This window comes from Paenibacillus sp. RC334 (assembly GCF_030034735.1).
GTDB classification, from domain to species: domain Bacteria; phylum Bacillota; class Bacilli; order Paenibacillales; family Paenibacillaceae; genus Paenibacillus; species Paenibacillus terrae_A.
In genome coordinates this window covers 985,341-1,006,737 of record NZ_CP125370.1, presented here as the reverse complement: position 1 = coordinate 1,006,737, position 21,397 = coordinate 985,341, and the positions used below count along the sequence as shown (strand labels likewise).

15 protein-coding genes and 1 pseudogene are annotated in these 21,397 nt (G+C 52.3%); all 16 read right to left on the bottom strand.

What is annotated here, in order from left to right:
- Window positions 1-42 precede the first annotated feature (42 nt).
- Entirely contained in the window at window positions 43-3,261 is a 3,219-nt protein-coding gene (locus QMK20_RS04825) for a DUF5704 domain-containing protein (protein WP_283654817.1), read from the bottom strand.
- A 4-nt stretch (window positions 3,262-3,265) separates the two neighbouring features.
- Window positions 3,266-4,210, bottom strand: a complete 945-nt coding sequence (locus QMK20_RS04820) for a copper amine oxidase N-terminal domain-containing protein (protein ID WP_283654816.1) — start codon at window positions 4,208-4,210, stop codon at window positions 3,266-3,268.
- Between the two features lie 436 nt (window positions 4,211-4,646).
- Complete coding sequence (locus tag QMK20_RS04815) at window positions 4,647-6,971, bottom strand: glycoside hydrolase family 127 protein (protein ID WP_283654815.1); 2,325 nt, start codon at window positions 6,969-6,971, stop codon at window positions 4,647-4,649.
- A 67-nt stretch (window positions 6,972-7,038) separates the two neighbouring features.
- Window positions 7,039-8,262, bottom strand: coding sequence for an NAD(P)/FAD-dependent oxidoreductase (locus QMK20_RS04810; RefSeq protein ID WP_283654814.1), 1,224 nt, complete (start codon window positions 8,260-8,262; stop codon window positions 7,039-7,041).
- Complete coding sequence (locus QMK20_RS04805; RefSeq protein WP_283654813.1) at window positions 8,259-8,594, bottom strand: (2Fe-2S)-binding protein; 336 nt, start codon at window positions 8,592-8,594, stop codon at window positions 8,259-8,261. The genes QMK20_RS04810 and QMK20_RS04805 overlap by 4 nt, the downstream gene beginning before the upstream one ends.
- Complete coding sequence (locus QMK20_RS04800; RefSeq protein WP_283654812.1) at window positions 8,591-8,902, bottom strand: (2Fe-2S)-binding protein; 312 nt, start codon at window positions 8,900-8,902, stop codon at window positions 8,591-8,593. The genes QMK20_RS04805 and QMK20_RS04800 overlap by 4 nt, the downstream gene beginning before the upstream one ends.
- Window positions 8,895-10,331 (bottom strand): aldehyde dehydrogenase family protein, encoded by a 1,437-nt coding sequence (locus tag QMK20_RS04795; RefSeq protein WP_283654811.1) that lies wholly within the window; start codon window positions 10,329-10,331, stop codon window positions 8,895-8,897. The genes QMK20_RS04800 and QMK20_RS04795 overlap by 8 nt, the downstream gene beginning before the upstream one ends.
- Before the next feature lie 15 nt (window positions 10,332-10,346).
- Entirely contained in the window at window positions 10,347-11,234 is an 888-nt protein-coding gene (locus QMK20_RS04790; protein WP_283654810.1) for a dihydrodipicolinate synthase family protein, read from the bottom strand.
- Window positions 11,235-11,387: 153 nt separating this feature from the next.
- Complete coding sequence (locus tag QMK20_RS04785) at window positions 11,388-12,389, bottom strand: proline racemase family protein (RefSeq protein ID WP_283654809.1); 1,002 nt, start codon at window positions 12,387-12,389, stop codon at window positions 11,388-11,390.
- A complete protein-coding gene (locus QMK20_RS04780; protein WP_283654808.1) occupies window positions 12,386-13,594 on the bottom strand; it encodes an NAD(P)/FAD-dependent oxidoreductase in 1,209 nt (402 codons plus the stop codon). Before QMK20_RS04780 ends, QMK20_RS04785 begins: the two co-directional genes overlap by 4 nt.
- 94 nt (window positions 13,595-13,688) lie before the next feature.
- Window positions 13,689-15,212: an Ig domain-containing protein gene (locus tag QMK20_RS04775; RefSeq protein ID WP_283654807.1), complete on the bottom strand. Its 1,524-nt coding sequence runs from the start codon at window positions 15,210-15,212 to the stop codon at window positions 13,689-13,691.
- Window positions 15,213-15,315: 103 nt separating this feature from the next.
- Window positions 15,316-16,422 (bottom strand): M24 family metallopeptidase, encoded by a 1,107-nt coding sequence (locus tag QMK20_RS04770; RefSeq protein ID WP_283654806.1) that lies wholly within the window; start codon window positions 16,420-16,422, stop codon window positions 15,316-15,318.
- Between the two features lie 38 nt (window positions 16,423-16,460).
- The gene (locus QMK20_RS04765; RefSeq protein WP_283654805.1) at window positions 16,461-17,387 is read right to left on the bottom strand and encodes a carbohydrate ABC transporter permease; all 927 of its coding nucleotides are present in this window, start codon (window positions 17,385-17,387) and stop codon (window positions 16,461-16,463) included.
- Window positions 17,384-18,290, bottom strand: a pseudogene (locus QMK20_RS27315) (carbohydrate ABC transporter permease). The gene QMK20_RS04765 and the pseudogene QMK20_RS27315 overlap by 4 nt, the downstream one beginning before the upstream one ends.
- A gap of 33 nt (window positions 18,291-18,323) precedes the next feature.
- Complete coding sequence (locus QMK20_RS04750; RefSeq protein WP_283654803.1) at window positions 18,324-19,676, bottom strand: ABC transporter substrate-binding protein; 1,353 nt, start codon at window positions 19,674-19,676, stop codon at window positions 18,324-18,326.
- Between the two features lie 123 nt (window positions 19,677-19,799).
- Entirely contained in the window at window positions 19,800-21,392 is a 1,593-nt protein-coding gene (locus QMK20_RS04745; RefSeq protein ID WP_283654802.1) for a response regulator, read from the bottom strand.
- Window positions 21,393-21,397: the final 5 nt, after the last annotated feature.

Below are 21,397 nucleotides of genomic sequence, written 5' to 3'. Positions count from 1 at the left end.
GTCCGTTTTTCGCAAAGAACCAATCAACTGTATTCCCCAGTTCTAATGTGGAACGAAGGAGCTGAAATCATCCCGGCTCGATTGATCCGCATGATAAAACACCACATCCCCATCCTGCAAATGAAAGGGTTGCCCGTACGGGTCTTTTACTTCTCTTCGGTAGCCTTCCATTTGCCACTGGTTCAGCAACGGGCCGTTAATATACTGCAAATGTGGATGCTCGGTATCCCCCTGACGGAGCGACTCCAAGTTGAATCGAACCACGATATAGCCCGTTTTCTTGAATATGCTCGCATGTTCGTTTAGCTCTCTGTGACGGCCTTCTTCACGTAAATCCGCCCCTTTAGGGACTGCGTACACATCAGCAGGCAGGCTGTATTCGCCGTACCAGCGCTGAATCGACGCATTGGCACGGTCAACATCGACCCCATCCGGCAGGTCCATCTTCGGACCGATCAAGGTACGGACCGCCGCAGGCAGCACCAGCCAATCATAGCGGCCGATCCATGTCTTGCTGCGCGTGATACGCTGGGCATAGAGGGAAACATAGCGTTCCAGCGTCGACTGGCTCCGCTGTGCTTCACTCAGCTCATGCTTGTATTGGTAGGCTGCTGTATCCTGCATTTCCTCCGTCGGTACATTGCGCAGCCGCTCATTCAAAATGACATATCGCTTCTCCCGATCCTCCGCCGATCCCAAGCGGATGAACTTGCGGCTTCCCGCATGTGTATACAGCTCCACCTCTTCTCGCTGACGACCATCTTTGCTCACCCAATAGAATGATGGCGTGATGCGGATACCATCCTTGGCGCTGAACATATTCCCTTTCGTTTTGAGGTCAAACTTGAAGTGGTAGCCTGTCTTGATCGCCACATTTTGGTAGCCTTCATGCGGATGACTGCCAGGGCGGACAGGCAAGGTAAACGGCTCCTGATTCCCCCTTGGCAGTCCGTCGATGTTCCCTAGTCCCGTCCAATAGGACAGACCACTATGCACCGGGCTTCCTTTGTGCTGTCGGAAAACCCGCTCCCAATGGTAGTCGGCAATATCCGTGATATGAAAATCATACATCCGTCCGATGACCTCGATCTCTACCCCATCATTCGCAACATGATGGGCAAGGTCCGTATTCGCATGGCGCTGTTCGGTGAACCCGTCCGGTGCGTTTTCCGCAATAGTTCGAAACTCGACGGCATAATTCCCTTCATCCACCCATACGGGCAAATAGAAGTCTGTGTCCAGTTGCCTTACCGGAATGTCGATCCAGGTTCCACGCGGATAGAACTGAGTTTTCCCCTTGTCGTACACATCGAACGGAAATCGCACCTGCTTGGTTCGCACATATTTGGCATACTCCCGATCACCATAGCCGGGAATATTCAGATGCGGGCCCGCCGTTGAAATCGTCACGCGGAAAGGACGTTCCAGAATGAGCGCCGATCGACCTTTCGTCGGTTGGGTTTTCTGGTTGTGGGCCGTATCGTCTGACACACTTGAAAGATTCACCACGGGCGTATGGACGGTCACGGTATTGATCCCTTGGATCGGCAAAATCTTATCTGCACCGCCATTGATATTTCCTTTGAGAATGGTATAGGTGATATCACCGCTACTAGGCGTATTGGGCTTATTTGTCTTGTGCTTTTCAATCACATGGCCCGGGCTGTACAGGGTATCCGGCCCGATTTTTACGGGTTCAGGGATTTTGCCAGGAGTAGGGCCCTTTTCCTTGACACGCTGGTGGTCCATGATCGTTTGACCGTTGAATTTCACGGTATCGTTCTCCACCTCTACGTCTGGTGTAGCCTTCTGGGCCACAGGCTCCAGTGACCTTTGTTCATTGGGCACCTTCGGCATACTCTTGCCGCCATAAATATAAAGTGAACCGCCGTCGATAATCCCCGGCGAAGGGGCCGGATAGTAGTTCCCATTGGTCGCAGATTCCAGCGCTGGCGGCGTATAGTTACGCGGTGGAATCGTAATGCTTCCTCCCGGCAGAGCATAGTTGCGGAGCTGCGCGTTCTTGATGCCGTACACTTCGAGGTTGCCGATCGTCCAGTAAGAGTACGGTTTTACAATTTCGTATTTGTAATACTCCACGACCTTCATATGCCTGGTGTCGTTGATATCTTCCCATTCCAGATCATAAGTGCGCTTCAGCTTGACGTTGTAGGTACATTCGCCCTTGAGCTGCTGAAAGGTATTCTGGAACAGATAATTACGGGCCAGCACGTTTCCGTACAGGCTTTCGGAGGTTGGAATACCCTTGGCTACATCAAACCGTGACGCGCCTCGCTGATCGGCTTTAATAACACCTGAAGCCATTGGGTCGAGGTATTTATCCGACTGGCTACCGCTAGGCGTAGGTCGAGTGCAGGTGACTCCTGTTGGGGGCTGCTCTATCGTCTCTATCTCCTTATAATATAAGTAAGCTGTAAACTGCTTGAAAGAGCCGTTATAGGTAAATCCGGGTACATTTCCCGGCAAAATGTCTCCGATGGGCGGTTTACCCGTAGTGCTTTTTTTGTAGCCAACATACTCATATCTGGGATCGGTTGGTGGGGTGAAATCATACGATTGATCAGGTTTCAGCTCATCTTCTATTGGTGTAAATACGTTGTTAAGAGATTTTTCATCAGTAGTAAAATGCTTGACGATTAGACCGCTGTCCAGTTCGATTTTGAACAAGATCGGCTGGTAGATTCGCCAGGCTTCGACCTCTTTGGCACAGGTGGGGCAGCTCTGAGCCTTGATGTTTTCAGCTTGAACTTGCGCATTCAGCCTTATACTTACCGTAATCGGAATAATGGTGGTATCCGTACCAATCCCTTGCTTCTGGAAGGGACGGATATCCGGATCATCTTTTGTGCCTTTACTTATGTGATCAGAATAGTCTTGATAAAGGTCAGACCGTGATTTTGTGAAATACTCCCTATTGTCACTAGCCGTGTACAGGCGAGCCGTTACATTCTTGATCTTGCGGCCTGGGAAATTAAATTTGTAGATGAATGTCGCTTCACCTTGCATGTTCTTTTCAGGTTGTTTTCCGCCATCTGTGACCCAAACCCCGGCGGTGTTCTTCCACATGTCGAAGTACATCATGCCGACAAAGTAACGATCGTTCTTATCAGCATAGTAGGAAAGCGGTGTGATTTCTGTATCGGCTGCCGCCTTGTTTGTGGGAAATGAAAAAGGTGGGAGCTGCAAGAATAGAAGTACCCCCACCAGCAATACGGCCAGAATGCGTTTTGTGTTCTTCATGTGCTTAATTGCTCTTCCACGGGTTAACCATCAAGGGAATGTAGCCATCACCTTGCAGGCGGAATCCAATGTACTCAATGTCTTGTAGCTTAAAAGATTTATAATTTTTAGTGCCCAAATAAAGCTCGTCAGCAGATGAATAAATTGGGTAATAGATCATCTTTGTTCCGTCTCCATTGTCTTGAGTCATTTCTCGCAACGGAGAACGAAGACGTGTATCCTTATTCTTAGTCATGTAGAAAACTCCACCTGCTGTGGACTTGGTTTTTACTCTCATTCTCAAGTAAGGCACACCATCAGAAGTTGTGTATGGCTCAACAGAATAAATATCCCGAAGCAGCTTGATAGGCAAGTCAGATTGCTTAAAAATCAATACTTTGTCATATGGCTTACCAAGATCATCGTTCAAAAGAGCGGGTATGGTGCCAATCGCCTTCTTATACGGTTCAATGCTCATCGCCTGATGCCCCGTATCCTCCAGCGCAGCAATTTCCTTCTTCCCAATCCACACCCAGCGGCTGACCTTATCCCACTCTACCGTCTGACCCAAGCCTTCACTTACTAGCCGCAGCGGTACAAAAGTACGGTTCTGCTTCAAAATAATCTTCGTCTCAAATGTTTTCGTCTGTCCGTCCACAGTAGCCGTATTCTGTCCAACCGTCATGTTGACCGCATGCGCATCATTATTAATCGACACGGCTAATTGGCCACCATTTTTCTCCCAGCCTACCTTAGCCCCCAGCGCTTCGGATACAAAACGAATCGGAACCATCACATAATCGTTCTCATCCTGAAAAGGCTTAGCATCCGGGAACTGTATTTTTTTCGCATTCAATAAGACTTCAATCGGTTTGGAACTGCTTGCTGCTTCCGTCGTTGGAATTGTACTTGTTGCTCCCCAAAGCAACGTGACTGTGGTCAAACTCAACACCCATTTTTTCATACTCATCTCTCTATCCCCTTTGTCTGCTTAAACTATGAACTATGTATATCAGCCCAAAGACCACGAATTTATCGCATCCCCACTTTCGGAAAATACTGGATACAACTTATATATTATATGGTTTCCCTATCACAAAATCTATAAGAAAAACTTCTAATATAAAGCCTTCTAAAAAAGCCAGACTACATTGACCAAAGTTTTATTCCCCTAATATCAGAAGACTAACTCCTTCAAGTAGTTACATTTCCCAAAAATCTCAACAAAAAAGGGCTGCCTCTCCCCTGTAAGGAAGAAACAGCCCGTGTGCTTCACGCGCAAAAAACGATGAATATATCAGTTCAAATCATAATGATTGTTCCAGCATCATCCAATATTTCTTTCATCATAAATCATAATCGACTAAAAATCAAACGTTACTTTTTCTCACAAAACATCTCAAATATCATTCATGCACACCTGAACTACCTGCTTGATATAGCTGCTCATACACATCTTTATTAACCATTCTCAGGCCAAACAATCTGCGAATACGCTGTCCCGGCTTGGCTTTGAAGGTTACTGTCGCTTTATCCTTGCCCTCCAGATATGCTGCCGGAATGGCGGCATTTACGTTGTAAAACTTGTCGGCCTCATCAAAGCCTTCACTAAAATGCTCAAGCGGATGACTGTTAATCAAAATATCAAAACCGCAGTTTGGCATTTCCAGCGTAGCTGTATAGGTGATGACCAACAGCATCAGAGCAGCCGGATCTGTATTCAGATCAAAAGAAAACCAGCCGTCAATGCCCGCATTTCGGTAAGGTCGGTTGTTTACATATCCGGTGCGAGTCGAAGCATCTCCCTGAAAGTTATGATCCCGCTCCGGCTGCATTTCTCCGGGTTGGGCGAAGTCAATCGTGCACTGCTCTAGAACAGCCAGCTTTTCACGTGCCGCTGTGTATTCCTTTTCTGCCTCCTGCCACGCTTCCGGTGTAAAGATGTCCCAATATACGGAATAGGTGCGGTCATGTATTTTATACAAAGGAGACAATTCCACATCCCGGGGGTGGCCTGCATCCAAAGTGCGAAATGTGTTCGTTTTGCCCTCCACGGGTTGGATCCAGGCATCCAGCTTATCCGTTTCGGGAATGAATACGGGTGTGTACAGGAAATCCCTGGCCTTGGGATCAGCTATGGGACCGAGGTCCCCTGCCAGTACCAGCGGTCCATACATGACAGCCGCCCGGTCAGGGTTATCCGGCATCTGCTCCAGTCTCAGCGACATCGGAATCGTCACCTCTACAACATCGCCGTCAATCCACGTTCTGGCGATAGTGACGAAGCTGCCCGGTTCCGATACGACCGCTTGTTCCTTGCCATTTACGCGGATGGTGATCCCTTTTTCAGCCCAATAAGGATAGCGGACGAGCAGCATAAATTTGGCAGGTTGATCACATTGAATTTCCAGCGTCGTATGATCGGTATCTGGATAGGACGTGCTTTGTTTTAGCGTAACGCCTGTATCCTTCCATTCCAGCGTGGAAGCAATGAACTGATTGACATACAGCTTATCGTGATCGTGAAAATAAATGCCGCTGCCGTAGCTCGCATGGTTTTCCATCCCTGTCCCAACGCAGCATGTAAAATCATCAAACTTGCTTTCAAAATGCTTGTGTCCACCCATCGCCAGCGACAGAAAATACGTTACACCCCCCTGAACCGGGTCCTGAGAGGCCAAAATATGATTAAACAAACCCCGCTCATAAAAATCTGCCTCCTTAGCGGATACATTCCACTGAAACAGATGGTTGGTCAGCTTGAGCATATTATAGGTGTTGCACGTCTCCGTCGTATGCGGCCCGATGCGATCATTTAAACCACCCGGCGCTCCAAAATATTCTCCAAAGCTATTGCCGCCAATGACATACGAATGATGATCCACCACCCGATCCCAAAAAAACTCCACCGTCGCCCGGCGCTTCGTATCATTCGTCAGCTCATATTCCTTGGCAAGCCCGATCAGCTTCGGAATTTGCGTGTTGGCGTGAATCCCCTGTAAACAATCCTCCTGTGAGCTAAGCGGGTCCAGCACCAGCTTGTGCCAGAAGCACTCAGCCAGCCGCAAGTAGCTCTCTTCTCCAGTATCCGCGTACAAATCTGCTAATACTTCATTCATGCCTCCATATTCACAAAACATCATCTGCTGCATCTGTTCATCACTCATCGGCTTCAAAATACCCCCGAGCCAGTCCGCCAGCTTGCACTCTACTGCCAATGCCTTGTCACAGCCTGTTAAATGGTACGCATCACGCAGACCGGCGAACAACTTGTGCAATGTATACAGGGGAGCCCAGGCACCATTCAGGTCAAAGCCCTTCGAACGAATATTTCCGGCAGACACCTCTTCAAAAAGTTCTTTTCCCCCCGGAATGCCGGAAACATACCCGTCACCATGCGCTTCTTGACAAACGTCCAGCTCATCCGTAATGTAATGTACAATTTCTTTAAAACGGTCGTCGCCCGTCGAAGCATACATCATGGAGCAAGCGGACAAATAGTGTCCCAGTGTATGACCGGAAATAGACATGGCTTCCCAGCCTTCATATTGAGGCGCTTTGGGCGCAAGTCCGGCATATTCCCGAAAACGCGCCAGCAGACGGTCGGGTTGAAGCTCCAACAGATAGGATCGGTTCAGCTCCATCGCCTGCTTGAAGGGACCTTCAGCCAACACCACCTCGTTCAGTGCGAACGGTCTTGCTTTCATATGGGCTTTTGCTTGGAGTGTCATCTTCCGTTCCTCCTTTAAGGCGAATTTAGGATGTAAAAAGAAAGCGCATATCCAGTACAACCAGCCATTACACGCCGCTGCCAGTGGTTTGCCCCCACTGCTGGTACAGCTGCGTTCTCGCCTCTGTAATGCCGGGATGAAACTGGATCAGCGCGTTTTTCCTTGTAAAATGAACCTCACGGATCGCCTCCTGTACCCGCTGTTCCCCGTCGGCTCCGCTGAGGCCAGCGGCTTGAATCATGGAGGCGGCGGCTAATCGCCCTTGGGCCATGGCGACCAGCCCGCTTTCGATGCCGGTAATATTTCCGGCAACATACAGCCCCTTGAGCGAGGTTTCCATTCGCTCACCATGCAGTGGAACATGCCCGCCCAGCTCGGGGCTGTACACGAATTTGCACCCGGCTACTGCCGCCAGCTCGGCGAGCGGATACAATCCGCCGCTCAGTGCCACGAAGTCGGCGGGTTCGACGCGCTCGCTGCCGGGAATAGGCGAGCCGTCCGGTTTAACGTGGACCAGGGTCACAGATTCGACCCGGTCCTGCCCGTTGACGGACAGCACTGCCGTCCGCAAACGGATCGGGATATCCCACAGACGGAAACCTCTGTGGGGATAGCAGCGCGCGATGAGACCCTCCATCCGCATCGCTGCTGCCAGCCTGCCGCCTGCACGCATCCAGGCGGCGGGAGCCAACCCCGACAGCTGTAGCAGCAGCTTGGCGGAGGCTGTCGGATCTGCCGCCGTACCAGCCAGCGGATTGGCGCACGGCAGTGTAATCGCCGCCACCTTCACCCCGGCGACGGACAGCTCTCGGGCAATTGCCATGGACAGTACGTTCATGCCTACAATGATGCCACGTTCTCCCGGCTTGACGTAATGAACGTTGGTCATCACCTGCGCGGCCCCGATGGACATTACGCCCGGCAGCGTCCAGCCGTCTAGCGGAACGGGAATTTCGGCAGCCCCGGTCGCCAGCAATACATAATCGGCAGTGAACAATCCACGGGAGGTGGAAATTTCCCACGTTTTGGTATACTCCATGCCATGCACAGATACGCCGCAGCGGATGTCCACCCCAAGCTCCACGCAACGGGTAATCAGCTCATCCGATACGTGTTTTCCGACCCACCAGCCTTTGCTGCCTTCCTCATGATACTGTCCGGGCATACGTCCACCCGGCTCCGTAAATTCATCCAGCACAGTGACGGGCAACCCTTGCTCAGCGGCCGATGCCGCTGCGGACAATCCGGCGGGTCCCGCGCCAATGACGATGAGATGCGCCATTTTATTCATGTCACAATTCTCCCTGTGATTTCATTGGAAAGCTGACGCCCGGTTTCCACCACCATACCTTCCTCCAGCTTGGTCAGACAGGAACGGACGGTACCGAGCGGATGAACCGTCAGGCGGCATTCGTTACAGTGCCCAATGGCGCAATATATACCTCTGGCTGTGCCGGATTCCTCATGCCTTCTCAGCAAACGTACACCGCTTGCCAGCAGCGCAGCCGCGAGTGGCTCTCCGGCCAAGCCCTGCATGGGGCGGCCGTCGAAAACGAAAGGCACCTGTCGCCGCTCCGGCTTCGTCCCCAGAATAGGATGATTCACAATACGCGCACGATTCATAGGGAACCTCCCTCTGCCAACTGACCGAACGTTACGGGACGCACCGGGGGCCTTTGTGATAACAGCTCCGCCTCCCGGCGGGCAGCGGGATACTGACTGGAAAACCACGACTCCACCAATTGTCGGCATACCCTGCCCTGACACGCCCCCATCGTGACTCGCGTAGCCATTTTAAGCTGGCGCACCGTATCCACTCCCATGCGGCAGGCCTGCTCCAACTGCGCCATACTCACTTCTTCGCAGCGACATACGAGCAAATGACCTGACGCCCCAACCGTCTCGCTCTGCCCCGCCGCCCGCTTATTCATAGCTGATCGCGCAGGTTTTAATGGCTGAATAAAAATCCAGCGCCGCCTGCCCCTGTTCCCGGGTATGTGAGCTGGATCGCTTCAAACCGCCGAACGGGGCCTGATATTCGACACCAGCCGTTTCCTGATTAACCCGTACCATTCCGGCGTCCGCTTCATCCAGAAACCGATGGGCGAGCCGCAAATCGTGGGTGAATAGCGAGGCGCTCAACCCGTAAATGGAATCATTGCACAGCCGAATCGCATCATCGAAGTCGTCCGCCTGCACGACACCGATCACGGGTCCGAAAATCTCCTCCTGAATCAGCGGATGTGATGAATTCATCCCGGTCGCCACCAGCGGACGCACATAATACCCGTTATCTGTCCCGGCAGCGGCTCCGCCCTCAGCTAAAATATCTGCTTCCCGATGGGCCAGCGCGACATAGGACATGACCTTCTCGTACTGACCTGCGGATGCCACAGGTCCGAGATACGCGCCGGGGTCCAACGCCGGGGCTATCTGAATTTTTTCCACCGCTTGGCGCAATGCTTCCGTAAACGTTTCATAGACAGACCGTTCCACGATCACCCGGCTGGTTGCCGTACATTTTTGCCCGGCTGATCGGAAAGCTCCGCTGGCAATCATCGCCACCGCCTTCGCTATATCTGCATCCTTTAGCACAATAGCGGCATTTTTACCGCCCATCTCGGTCTGGTACTTGATGTTACGACGCGCGCATCGCTCGGCAATACCCAAACCTGTAGCAGTAGAACCCGTGAAGCTGACTGCATCCAATGCCGGATGCTCCAGCAGGACATCACCTATGCGGCTGCCCTGCCCGACGACAAGGTTCAGTACACCAGGTGGAAGCTGTACAGCTTCGAACAGCTCCGTGACCCGTACTGCAGTTAATGACGCATGTTCGGCAGGCTTCCAGATGACCGTGTTTCCACACAAGAGTGCAGGAGCGATTTTCCAGAGCGGAATGGCAACCGGAAAATTCCACGGCGTAATGACAGCCGTTACGCCCAGCGGAATGCGCTTCGTGTACTGGAGCACTCCCGGCTCATTCGAAGGAATAACCGTACCGATGGAACGTACGCCCTCTGCCGCATAGTATCGGAGCAGATGGACGCCTCGCATGACCTCTCCGCGCATCTCGGTAATCGGCTTTCCCATTTCACGGCTGGCCAGCTCAGCCAATTCGGGCAGACTCGCTTCCAGCAACCCGGCTGCTTTGAATAAATAAGCTCCCCGCGCTGCCGGACTTAATGCCGACCATCCCGTCTGTGCAAGCCGTGCAGCCTCCCCAGCCTGTGTAATATCGCCTGTATCTGAAAAATGGACGACACCCACCTCCTCTTTCAGCACGGAAGGATTGCGAACGACCATTTCTTCGCCTGAAGGACTCAGCCACTCACCGCCGATCCAATTTCGGCTCTCCATCGTCTTCACCTCCATTCAGGATGAAACCCCGCTCGGACGAACCGCCACCTCAAAAGCTTCGCGAATGCGGTCATAATCCGCCTGCGGCAGCGCAAGTCTGGGTGGACGTGTTGGGCCGACCGGAAAACCAGCCAGCTCCATCATGTATTTAATGGACTGTACGAGTTGCGGGCTGGCATCATAGCGGAACAACGGTAGCAGCCTGCGATACAAAGCGGAAGCTTCCGCCATATTTCCTGCCTGTGCAAGCTGGAACAACTCTACCCCTTCCTTGGGCAACGCATTAGGTACCCCCGAAATCCAGCCTGTCGCGCCGAATAACGCCCCCTCCATAGCCAGATTATCCACTCCGACCATGACCTCCAGCTCGGTCTGGTCCAAAATAGCGTGAATACGTCGTACATCACCTGAGAATTCCTTAACCGCTACGATATTTTCAATGCGTGACAAGTCCGCAAGGATATCCGGGGTCATATCGACCTTGTAATCATGGGGATTATTGTATGCGATGATGGGCAAGCCTACCTCCGACAATGCTTCATAGTGGGCCGTTACCTCATGAGGCAGCGGATTGTAATTAATGGGCGGCAGCGCCATGACACCAGCTGCTCCGGCATCCTTTGCATGCTGTACCCAATGCACCGCCTGCCTGGTGGATGGAGCCGCCGAGCCGACAACGACCGGGACTCGCCCCGCCGCAGCGTCAATTACCGTATGCACAACCTGTGACCGTTCCTCCGCGGACAAAGCTGCATATTCTCCCAGTGATCCCGTAGGAACCAGTCCACTAATGCCGTTCGCAATCAGATGCTCGCACAGCTCGGTCAGACGTTTGTAATCGACCTCCAGCTCTGCCGTGAACGGTGTAACCAACGCCACATATACACCTTCAAAACGTGCCATATGCTCACCAACCCTTTCCCATCTTTATTTTGATATTCAGCATTTTGTATCATTCGATTCCAGTCGCTCGCGGGTACAATATATAGACGGATAGAATCATTCCGATCTATGTACTGCTGATGAAAAGCCGCTCTTTGGATTGATGCAAAATACTCACATAAGCAAAAATCCTTCTCTAAGCGGGTCCTCGGGATCCAGCACAAATTGATGATGTCCCGTCACCCAAGCCGATCCGGTAATTTGCGGAACCACTGCCGGATAAGGGCCTACCTGTGTCTCACACACAATTTCAGCCCGGAACATGGAGCCAGTGATGCTTTCATGCACAAACGCCTCATGCAAACCCAGCTTTCCCTTGGCATGCAGCACCGCTACCTTGGCCGAGGTTCCTGTGCCACAAGGCGAACGGTCGATGCCCCCAGGTGGAATGACGACCACATTACGGCAATCGGCCTGCGAAGCCACTGGTTCCCCGTAAAATTCAATATGCGTCAGTCCCTGGATGACTGGATTTTCAGGATGCACCACCTCAATCACAGCATTCACTGCCTCCCGAATCCGCACCGCCGTCCGTACAATCTCTGCCCCATTGCTCTGCTCCAGCGCAAGACCGATGGAAGCCGCCTCGATAATGCCATAAAAGTTACCTCCATACGCAATATCCAACGTTACTTGACCGATGCCGTCTACATCCACCTCTACCTCCCGACGGTAAACAAAAGAAGGAATGTTCGTGAATGTCACCTGTTGTACTTTTCCCTCATCTACATCCAACAGCACTTGAACCGGGCCTGCCGGGGTATCCAGCAAAATCGATTTTTTGTCCGCAGCAATCAATCCGCCTTCCATCAGCGCCGTGCATACGCCAATCGTATCGTGGCCGCACATCGGCAAGTAGCCGCCTGTCTCCACGAAGACCACACCGATATCGGCATCCGGATGACAGGGTTCTGTTAAAATGCAGCCCGACATGACCTCATGTCCACGCGGCTCGAACATCAGCAGACGACGAAAATCATCATGATGCTCTGCCATATACGTCATCTTTTCCAGCATCGTATGTCCCACCAGCTTGGGCGCGCCGTGAATGACCGTTCGCGTCGGATTGCCTCCCGTGTGGGTATCAATCGTAGTGATTTTGCCTGGTATGCTCATCCGGTTACCTCCCCGTGAACCTGACTGCTGATAAAAGCCTCCCCAAATCGGTCATACCGCAGTGGTTCCACCGGAATGCAAGTCGATTCGCCGCGCACCATTTCGGTCACCAGCTTCCCCGTAACCGCTGCGAGGCTAATACCGTCTCCTTCGTGGCCCGAGGCGATAAACAGCCCCGGTATTTCGTCCACCGCCGATACAATCGGCAAGTGATCAGGCGTCCATGGACGCAATCCGGTATACGCCCTCATCAGCGGCACGTTTGCCAAGTCTGGAAAAAAGCGAATTGCTCTGCGGGCGATTAACCGGATCACCTGCTGATCCACACCTGTATCCATACCGACAAACTGGCGGCTACTGCCGATCAGGATATTTTGTGATGCTGTCGGCTCGAATACCAGTGCTACACCGTATTTTTCATACACCTCATCCACACTCCGCTGCCCGCCAAACTTGCTCATCAGATACCCGAACTCCATCACCTTGCGGTTCCCGATCGAGGGCATCCGGGCAGACACCAGAATATGTCCTTTGCGCGGCTTAATCGGAAGATGAAGACCGAGTGATTGACCGATGCTGCGTGTCCACACGCCTGCCGCCAGCACCACCGCTCCAGCATGGATAACGCCATGGGGTGTCTCCACACCCCGAACGTTTCCCCCTTCGTCCTTGAGGACGGACTGTATCGGCGTACGCGGCAGTAGTCTGGCTCCCATTCGGCGTGCGGCCCCGGCCAGTGCATACGTCATTAGTACCGGATTCACGGTTGAATCTGTCGCACATTCCAGTCCGCCCGGCAAGTCTTTAGCCAAATGCGGCCATTCCTCCTGCAGATCACGCTGATCCAGCATGCGAAACGGAAGGCCCTCTTGCTGCTGGCGGGCCACCCACTGCTCTGCCGCCTGCATCTCCTGATCATTTTCACAGACCAAAATACTGCCCGGCGCACGATACTCAAATTCATCCTCCAGTTCTCTAGCCAGCTCTGCCACCAGCTCCTGTGATACCAGCGACATTCGGCTGTCAAATCCCGGCTCCTTGTCGATGGCTAAAATATTTCCATCACAACGGGACGAAGTGCCTCCAGCAATCTCCCCTCGCTCAGCCAGCACAACCTTCAAACCGGATTTTGCCGCATAATAAGCGATAGCTACCCCGATGATCCCGCCACCTACAACGACCAGATCTGCCGCATCGTGTTTCATTCATTTCCCCTCCCTCCGACCACTCAAGCCCGAGTACATCATAATCATACGCATCTAATCAAGCCGACTTTGCCCCCGAATGGATTATTTTCAGTTACAGCTTGAGCGTAAAGCTTTGGGTCACAGGCTTGCTCAGCTCGTCATAATCCCGTAACTGTACGGTGAACGTATACGTCTTGTTCTCTGCTCCGCTGTCTGTTGTCCCGCTGATCGTTCCTGTGAAGCGATCCAGCTTAAAGCCTGCGGGCAGTTCGCCGCCTGTCACCGTCCAATCGTAAAACGGTACGCCCCCCTTGGCCTCCAGCTTGGCCGTGTACGCCTTTCCTTTGGCGGGTTCAGGCAGTTCCTTCGTAATGATTTCCGGCGCAAGGAAAGGAGTCAGATCCTTACGCAGCGGCCAGCCTGCTTTTTCCGCTACCAGCAACGAAAGCTTCGTGTTCATCCAGCGTCGGGTCGGGAACATATGACGCCAGCCACCATTTTGTCCGCTCAGTCTATCGACCTCTGCAATATCCCCGGAGAGATGATAGCTATCGTCCAACGCGGCCGCTCTATGTTGATAGGCCATAATATCCGGGTCGTTGCCTGCGGCCTCCTTCAGCGCCTTGACGCCCGGGAACGTGTCGCTGAACACAATCGCATGACCGAATTCATGCATGATCAGTCCGTGTACATCTGTCACCTTGGACAGATCGGATTGATACCATTCCTCATCGTCCACCGATGTGAATGGAATTGCATCATCATAGAAATCCAAAATCAAACTGTAGGAACGGTTTAAGTTCCCCGGCACGGTCACCCCGTTGCGTGTATGATAATTGCCGTTATCGGCCGGAAAGCCTGTAGAATAAGGTCCATTCAAACCTCTCATAAACACCCACATGCCCTTATAGGGCTTATCATTCGTCACCTGTATCTCATTTTGCCAATCGTCTCCCGGCAGATGGTTTACCTCTGCATTGGCAGGAACCTCGTCGAAGGAATCCAGATCAAAGAAATAGAACCAGTCCTTCACCGCCAGCTCTGCGGCCTTTCTGGTAGAAGCGTCATTGAAATAGGGCATAATCGTATCGAAGCGGTAGTCAAAATGAATGGGTACTTTCGGATCTTCATTATCGTCCTGATCCAACACCCGAATCGGAATAGATTGCATGGTCGTCTGCCCATCATTCCCGGCAACGGACATAGACAACGTGTAATGTTCTATTTCGCCGTTTCCTCCGATCCGGTCGGGATGAATGGCTAGTCGGAATTCTTTTTCCTCCTGCGCGTTGTCAAAGGTCAAGGTTTTGCTCGCGCCTTGCGCCGACAACGTACTTGGCAAATCCATCATCAGCCGGGATGTGCCCTGCGCATTCAGCGTAACCGTCACTGGAAAAGCGGCGTCCGCAGGTGGCTTTACTTTTAGTTTCACATACGGGTTCGCAAGATAGCCTTGCCAATCGACCAGATCTATACCGATATCGTTCACCGTCCGGCTAAAGATGTCGATTACTTTTGCATCCGATTCCGCCTCGGCATATGCCTGTTGACCCGGAATGGCTGGGGTCAAAGCAATGATGAGAAAAGCCGCCAGTGCGGTCAGCCATATTTTCGTGCGTCTTCTTTGCATGTTCATACGATCCCTCCATATCGTTTTTGGATGACTGGAAGACCAGACATGTTCTTACAGCATTTTGCATCATTCGATTCCCAGCGCTCTTGGGATGTATGCAAAATGCTCACAATAAAAGCAGCTCTTTTGGCGAAGAGGTCAGTACCTTTACACCGTCTTCTGTGATCAGTACATCATCCTCAATACGAACCCCGCCGAAGCCGGGGATATAAATGCCTGGTTCCACGGTAATGACATGGCCCGGTACGAGCACCGACTTACTTTCGCGGGACAGGCGTACCTGCTCATGAATTTCCAGACCAAAGCCGTGGCCCAATCCGTGACCAAAATGTTCCCCATAGCCGTACGAGGCAATTACATCCCGTCCCAGACTGTCTCCCTCCCGCCCGCTTAATCCAGGGCGAAGTCCTGCAATCGTCTTCATATTCGCTTCCAGCACAATGGCATATAGTTCCTCATGGCGTTCTGACGGTTTACCGACGAATACCGTGCGCGTGATATCGGACAGATAGCCGCGCACATTTGCACCAAAATCCATCGTGACGAACTCGTTCAGACCAATTTCCTTGTCACTGGCCAGTCCGTGCGGCAGTGCCGAACGCTCCCCCGAAGCAACAATGAACGCAAAACCGCCCGATTCCGCGCCCGCCAGCCGCAGCCGATATTCCAGCTCCGCCGCAATCCGCCGCTCTGTAACCCCAGGCTGAATGTAGTTCAACACCTCCGTAAAGGCGGTATCAGTGATACGCGCCGCTTCGCTGATCGTGCGAATTTCCTCATCGTCCTTCACATCACGCAGCTGTTCAATCACATCCTCCGTTTGCACATATTCCAGCGAACCCAGCACGGCTTGAAGCTGACTCGATTGCTGGAGTGAGACATGGCGGCTCTCCAATCCCAGTCTGTGAACGCCCAGTTTGTCTGTCAGATCAGCCACCGTCTGGAAAATTTGTGCCTCATGCCGAATGACCGAATATTCCAGTGCCTGATCGGTTGCCTGCATCATATAGCGGAAATCCGTCACCAGAAAAGCATTTTCCTCTGTAATGAGCACAATCCCAGCCGATCCTGTAAACCCCGTCATATAACGCCGATTGGGTCCATGTGTAATGAGCAGCGCATCTATACCCAGCGCCGAAAACTCCGACCGTAATCGGGCTAATCTGCCCGGAACACCCTGTACCAGCTTTGTCGAACGAATTTGCTTTTCCAAAGCCACTGCCACCTCCCGAATTGTAGTTTCAATTCCTACTAGCCTTTGATGCCTGTCAACGTGATGCCTTCAATAAAATAGCGTTGTCCGATAAAGAAAATCAGGACAATGGGAGCCAAAATCGTACTGGAAGCCGCCATCAGATAAGGCCAATTTGTATTGTTCAGCCCTCGGAAAGTCGCCAAGCCCAGCGCCAATGTAAAATGCTTTTCATCACTCAAATAAATAATCGGGCCTAGGAAATCATTCCACACATCAATAAAAGTAAATATCCCGATCACGATCAGCGCGGGTGAAGACAATGGAATAATGACGCGCCATAGTACGGTCAGAGGTGTGCCCCCGTCCATATAAGCCGCTTCGTCCAGATCGCGTGGAATGGTCAACATGAATTGTCTCATTAAAAAGATGTTAAACGCTCCGCCGCCAAACCATGCGGGAACAATCAGCGGCAGGAACGTATTCAGCCCACCCAACTCACGCCACATAACGAAGGTCGGAATGAGTGTCACCGCGTAAGGCAGCATCATCGACCCGATCAGCAGCGAAAAAATCAGATTACGTCCGGGCCAGCGCAGGCGGGCAAAGGTAAACGCCGATACAATTGAAGTCATCATCACTCCTGCCAGCACACATACCTCAATGATGAACGTATTCATAAAATACCTGCCGAACGGCACAGAGGTCAGCGCTTCCGGGTAATTGCTCCATTGAAAAGGAGACGGTATCCACTCTGGCGGGAACACGAAAATTTGCGATGTGCCCATTAGAGAGCTGCGAATGAGCCATACAAATGGCAACAGCATTAAAATACTGCCCATCATTAAAACAACGTACAGCAGAACACGACTGATTTTAAGAGGCTTGGCACGGGTAGTGTTAGCAGGACTGCGGGAGCGTTCAGGCTGTGGAGGCGGATGCTTTGGTGTTGGTGAATCGTTGACAGAAGAAGCGACTTGATTCATGAACGTCCCCTCCCTTCATAGTGAACCCACTTTTTGGACGTGGAGAAAATCAGGACGGTCAGCACCATAATGACGAAAAATAAGATCCAGGCCAGCGCCGACGCATAGCCGATTTTTGTCTCCGTAAAGGCCGTGCGCCACAAGTAGAATACATAAAACAGGGTCGAATTGTTAGGGCCCCCGTTCGTCATGACATACGCCTGATTGAATGCCTGAAAGGTACTGATTAAGGACATGACCAGATTGAAGAAAATCGTCGGTGTCATCGAAGGAATCGTAATATGAATAAATTTGTGCCACATATGGCCCCCATCCACCTCAGCCGCTTCATACAAATGGGTGGGAACCGACTGAAGCCCTGCCAAAAAGATAATGACCGTGTTCCCGATTCCCCAGGTGCTCATCATGATCAGGGGAGGGGATCGCCGTGCTTTCGTCGTAAATCCATTTGCTTCCCGGCAATCCGGCGTGTTCCAGCAAGGAATTCAGCAAGCCAAAATCGGGATTAAACATCCACAGCCACAGCATCGTATTGGCGATACTTGGCACAATCGTAGGCAGATAATAAATCGTGCGGAACACGGACAGGCCCTTCACCTTTTGATTTAATAAGAGCGCAATGATAAACGCCGCCACCAACCCGAGAGGCACGCTGCCCAGCGCGTAATACGTGGTCACGAACATGGATTGGGAAAAGGTGGAGTCCTCGGTCAGAATCGTCCGGTAATTGTCCAGTCCAATAAAGTTCATCTGTCCGCCAATGGTCCAGTCGGTCAGACTGAATACGAACGAGGCCGTAATTGGTCCAATCGTAAATATCATTAAGCCCAGGATGGAAGGAAGCGCGAATAGCAGACCCCAGTTGCGTTCCATGCGCATCATCCCTGATTTTTGTCGCTTCATGGACCGATCTCCTTTCGCTGCTGTCCTGCCAGATTATTCATCCGGGTATACTCCTTGAAGCAATGGCTGAATGATGGGCTCCAGCTCATCCAGCGCCCGCTGCGGCGTCTTCTTGTTCGTCCAGATCAGGTCCAGCCCCGGGGTCAACTTGGAACCGATATCAGGCCAGTTGCGAAGAGTCGAGGTGGACGGCTTGATTGCATAATCTCTGGCATACTCGATGCCTGCCTGTTGAAATTCCGGCGGATGTGCAGCATTATTTGTCCATGATTGGATGGCTTGCTTATCGGTATAATATTTTTCCTCGATAGGCATCCACAGACCGGATTTGAACAAGTCCACCTTTTCCGGATTATTATGATACAAATAAAATTCGAGTGCTTCCTTCGGATGCTTGGTGCTCTGGAAAATGACAGTGGCCCCCGCAACGATCATCGTTTTGGGCTCTTTGAGCTTCGGCAGAACGCCGATACTCCATTGCAGCTGCTTGTTGTTCGAAAAATCGAGCAGCGACCAGGTTCCGTCCACCACCATGGCGACCTTTCTCGTCTGAAGCCGGATCGTATTGGATGGCATGTCCTGCTGCTGGATCAAATCGGGAGATACATGCTCTTTGAAAACCAGATCCTGTAGCTTCTGAAATACCTCCACCGACTCGGGGCTATTCAGTGTGTACTTCTTGCCCGTTTGGTCGGTCAAAGCTCCGCCGTTGCTCGCCAGAAGCGGTCCCCAGGAGCTGCGGTCATTGCCGAAGGCAAAGCCGTATTGCACAATATTTTTTGGATCAAAGCTACTGTCACCGGGATGCCTGCCGTTCTGATCCTTGGTCAGCTTTTTGGCAATTGCCAGAAATTCATCCCATGTCCAGGCCTTTTTAGGATCAGCCGGGGGAACGGGTACGCCTGCTTCTGCAAACAGCTCTTTGTTGTAAAATAACTGCATCACTTCCATGGCGGTGTAGTTGCCGATAGACTTGCCGGGCTCGCTGTAGAGATAGGAGGATTTAAGCTTGTTTTTTAATTCGGGATATTCATCATAATAGGAGGATAAATCCAGAAGTCTGCCTTCACTTGCCCACTTCATCGTGAGCGAATCGCCCAGGTAGGCGATATCAGGAAGCTGATTGGCGGCCATTAACGTGTTAATCTTTGTCGTGTAATCACCCGGGACATGCTCGCCCTTCACTCGAATATCCGGGTGGGATGCATTAAAGCTTTGGATCATTTTTTCCATTGCCTGTTTCTCGTCATTGCTCCCCCAGTACATGAACTTGAGTTCGACCGCATTGGGGTTCGGTTCACCAGCGTTACCGCTGCAAGCCGTCAACCCTGTCAACATCGCCGTCATCACGAGAGCCATCCATGTCCGTAACCTTCGTTTCAGCAAATCAATCGGCCCCTTCCTGAACTGGATTCTCCTTACAAGCCTATTATGCGCCGAGAGCCCGGAGCCGACTACCCAACGACTCCAGACTCTCTTTGTTTTGGTATGATTTTTTTAACAGCGCGTTTACAAAAATGTTTTACGAAACTCCGTCGGGGTCAGTCCGGTATGCTTTTTGAAGGCAATGCTGAAATAGTTCGTATCCGCAAAGCCCACAAGCTCCGCCACATCAGCAACCTTCCGATTCGGGTCCAGCAGCAGCTCGCGGGCACGTTCGAAGCGGACACGCGTCTGGTAGTCGGCAAAGCTTTCTCCCGTAACCTGTTTGAAACGGGCGCTCAAATATTTGGGACTCATATTCATGTAAGCCGCAAGGCTGTTCAGCCCGCCATCCTCCTGAAGATGCTCCCGAATCCATTCCTTGGCCCGTTGGAATTTGCGGGGAATGCCCTTCTCGCGTGATTCTCGGACATGGCGACCCACCCGGACAAAATAGCGCGATACATAATCAATCATCTCGGGCCCATGCCGTAATCGGGACAGCTCCAACAACGGGTCCTGCTCCTGCATGGACGTTTGTCCTACAGATGCATCACTCTGAACGATCCGCATGACGAACAGCACGAGCTGGGTGACGATCATTTTTACCTGCTTGACGGGCAAACCCGCCAATTGTCCCGACCATTCCTGTAAAATCGCATGTACGGCGGCATCATTTCCGGCCCGAATTTCCGTAATCATCAGCAGCTCCTTCTCCATCAAATGACTGCTATTCGGCTCAGCCGCCTGAATGCTCTCATAGGGGATGATCTGGCTGTAGCCGACCCAGCCCCGATGCTCCGCTGCCCGGACAGCTTCCTCATATGCTTCGGGGAGCTGCTCCATCCGCCCTACAGGCCGGCTAATCCCGATGGACACCGCACGGTTCAGCCGCTCCTGTACCGCCTGCCGGATATGCTGTGCCGTCCGCTCCGCCGCCCTGCTAGATGCTGCTGCCAGCAGCACGACACGCCGATCCCGGGAAACCGCCGCTCCGTGTGCCTTCGCCCCGGCGGCGGCGGCGGCTTCCCAAGCCAGCCCGGCGAATTCGCTGCTGCTTCCCTCCTTACTGCCGTGCAGCTCGCCCGTGGCGGCTGCTTCCTGCTGCGGCGTCTCTTCCAGCTCGCAGCAGAGTACGGTGTAGGGCGGCCCGGAAGTCTCGCCGGAAAGCTCCAGCCCGTCCATCTCCCGAATAACCTCGGCTGCGGGACGCCGCTGCTGTAACAGATCCAGCAGTAAATGCTCCCTGTACAGCGGCTCCGACGAACGATGACGGTGAATGGCCTCTTCCTCGCTTCTTCTCAGCTGCACAATCCGGTCTTCGGCCCGTCGCAGGGCCGCTTCAAAATCCCCGCTGGTCACAGGCTTGAGCAGATAATCGACCGCTTGAAGTGAAACCGCCTGACGAATGTACGTCATAGATTCGTACCCTGTCAGGAATAGCAAAGGTGTCTGCTGATCCTTTTCCCGAATGATTTTTGCAATATCCAGTCCGCTCATATCCGGTAAATTAATATCCAGTAAAATCATGTCCGGTCGCTGCTCCACATATAAACGCAATGCCGTTTCGCCGTCACCCGCCACATCACTGACTTGCACAGGCAGGCCGCTTTCCGCCACCATCAGCTTCAGTCCTTCCCGAATATGATATTCGTCGTCCACAATCAGCAGCCGGTACATGCCAT

Bases quoted from the DNA above. Each gene is read 5' to 3' on its own strand.
- QMK20_RS04820 (WP_283654816.1), bottom strand. From the start codon at position 4,210: ATGAGTATGAAAAAATGGGTGTTGAGTTTGACCACAGTCACGTTGCTT.
- QMK20_RS04790 (WP_283654810.1), bottom strand. From the start codon at position 11,234: ATGGCACGTTTTGAAGGTGTATATGTGGCGTTGGTTACACCGTTCACG.
- QMK20_RS04775 (WP_283654807.1), bottom strand. From the start codon at position 15,212: ATGAACATGCAAAGAAGACGCACGAAAATATGGCTGACCGCACTGGCG.
- QMK20_RS04785 (WP_283654809.1), bottom strand. From the start codon at position 12,389: ATGAGCATACCAGGCAAAATCACTACGATTGATACCCACACGGGAGGC.
- QMK20_RS04765 (WP_283654805.1), bottom strand. From the start codon at position 17,387: ATGAATCAAGTCGCTTCTTCTGTCAACGATTCACCAACACCAAAGCAT.
- QMK20_RS04780 (WP_283654808.1), bottom strand. From the start codon at position 13,594: ATGAAACACGATGCGGCAGATCTGGTCGTTGTAGGTGGCGGGATCATC.
- QMK20_RS04745 (WP_283654802.1), bottom strand. From the start codon at position 21,392: ATGTACCGGCTGCTGATTGTGGACGACGAATATCATATTCGGGAAGGA.
- QMK20_RS04795 (WP_283654811.1), bottom strand. From the start codon at position 10,331: ATGGAGAGCCGAAATTGGATCGGCGGTGAGTGGCTGAGTCCTTCAGGC.
- QMK20_RS04805 (WP_283654813.1), bottom strand. From the start codon at position 8,594: ATGAATCGTGCGCGTATTGTGAATCATCCTATTCTGGGGACGAAGCCG.
- QMK20_RS04800 (WP_283654812.1), bottom strand. From the start codon at position 8,902: ATGAATAAGCGGGCGGCGGGGCAGAGCGAGACGGTTGGGGCGTCAGGT.
- QMK20_RS04815 (WP_283654815.1), bottom strand. From the start codon at position 6,971: ATGACACTCCAAGCAAAAGCCCATATGAAAGCAAGACCGTTCGCACTG.
- QMK20_RS04810 (WP_283654814.1), bottom strand. From the start codon at position 8,262: ATGAATAAAATGGCGCATCTCATCGTCATTGGCGCGGGACCCGCCGGA.
- QMK20_RS04825 (WP_283654817.1), bottom strand. From the start codon at position 3,261: ATGAAGAACACAAAACGCATTCTGGCCGTATTGCTGGTGGGGGTACTT.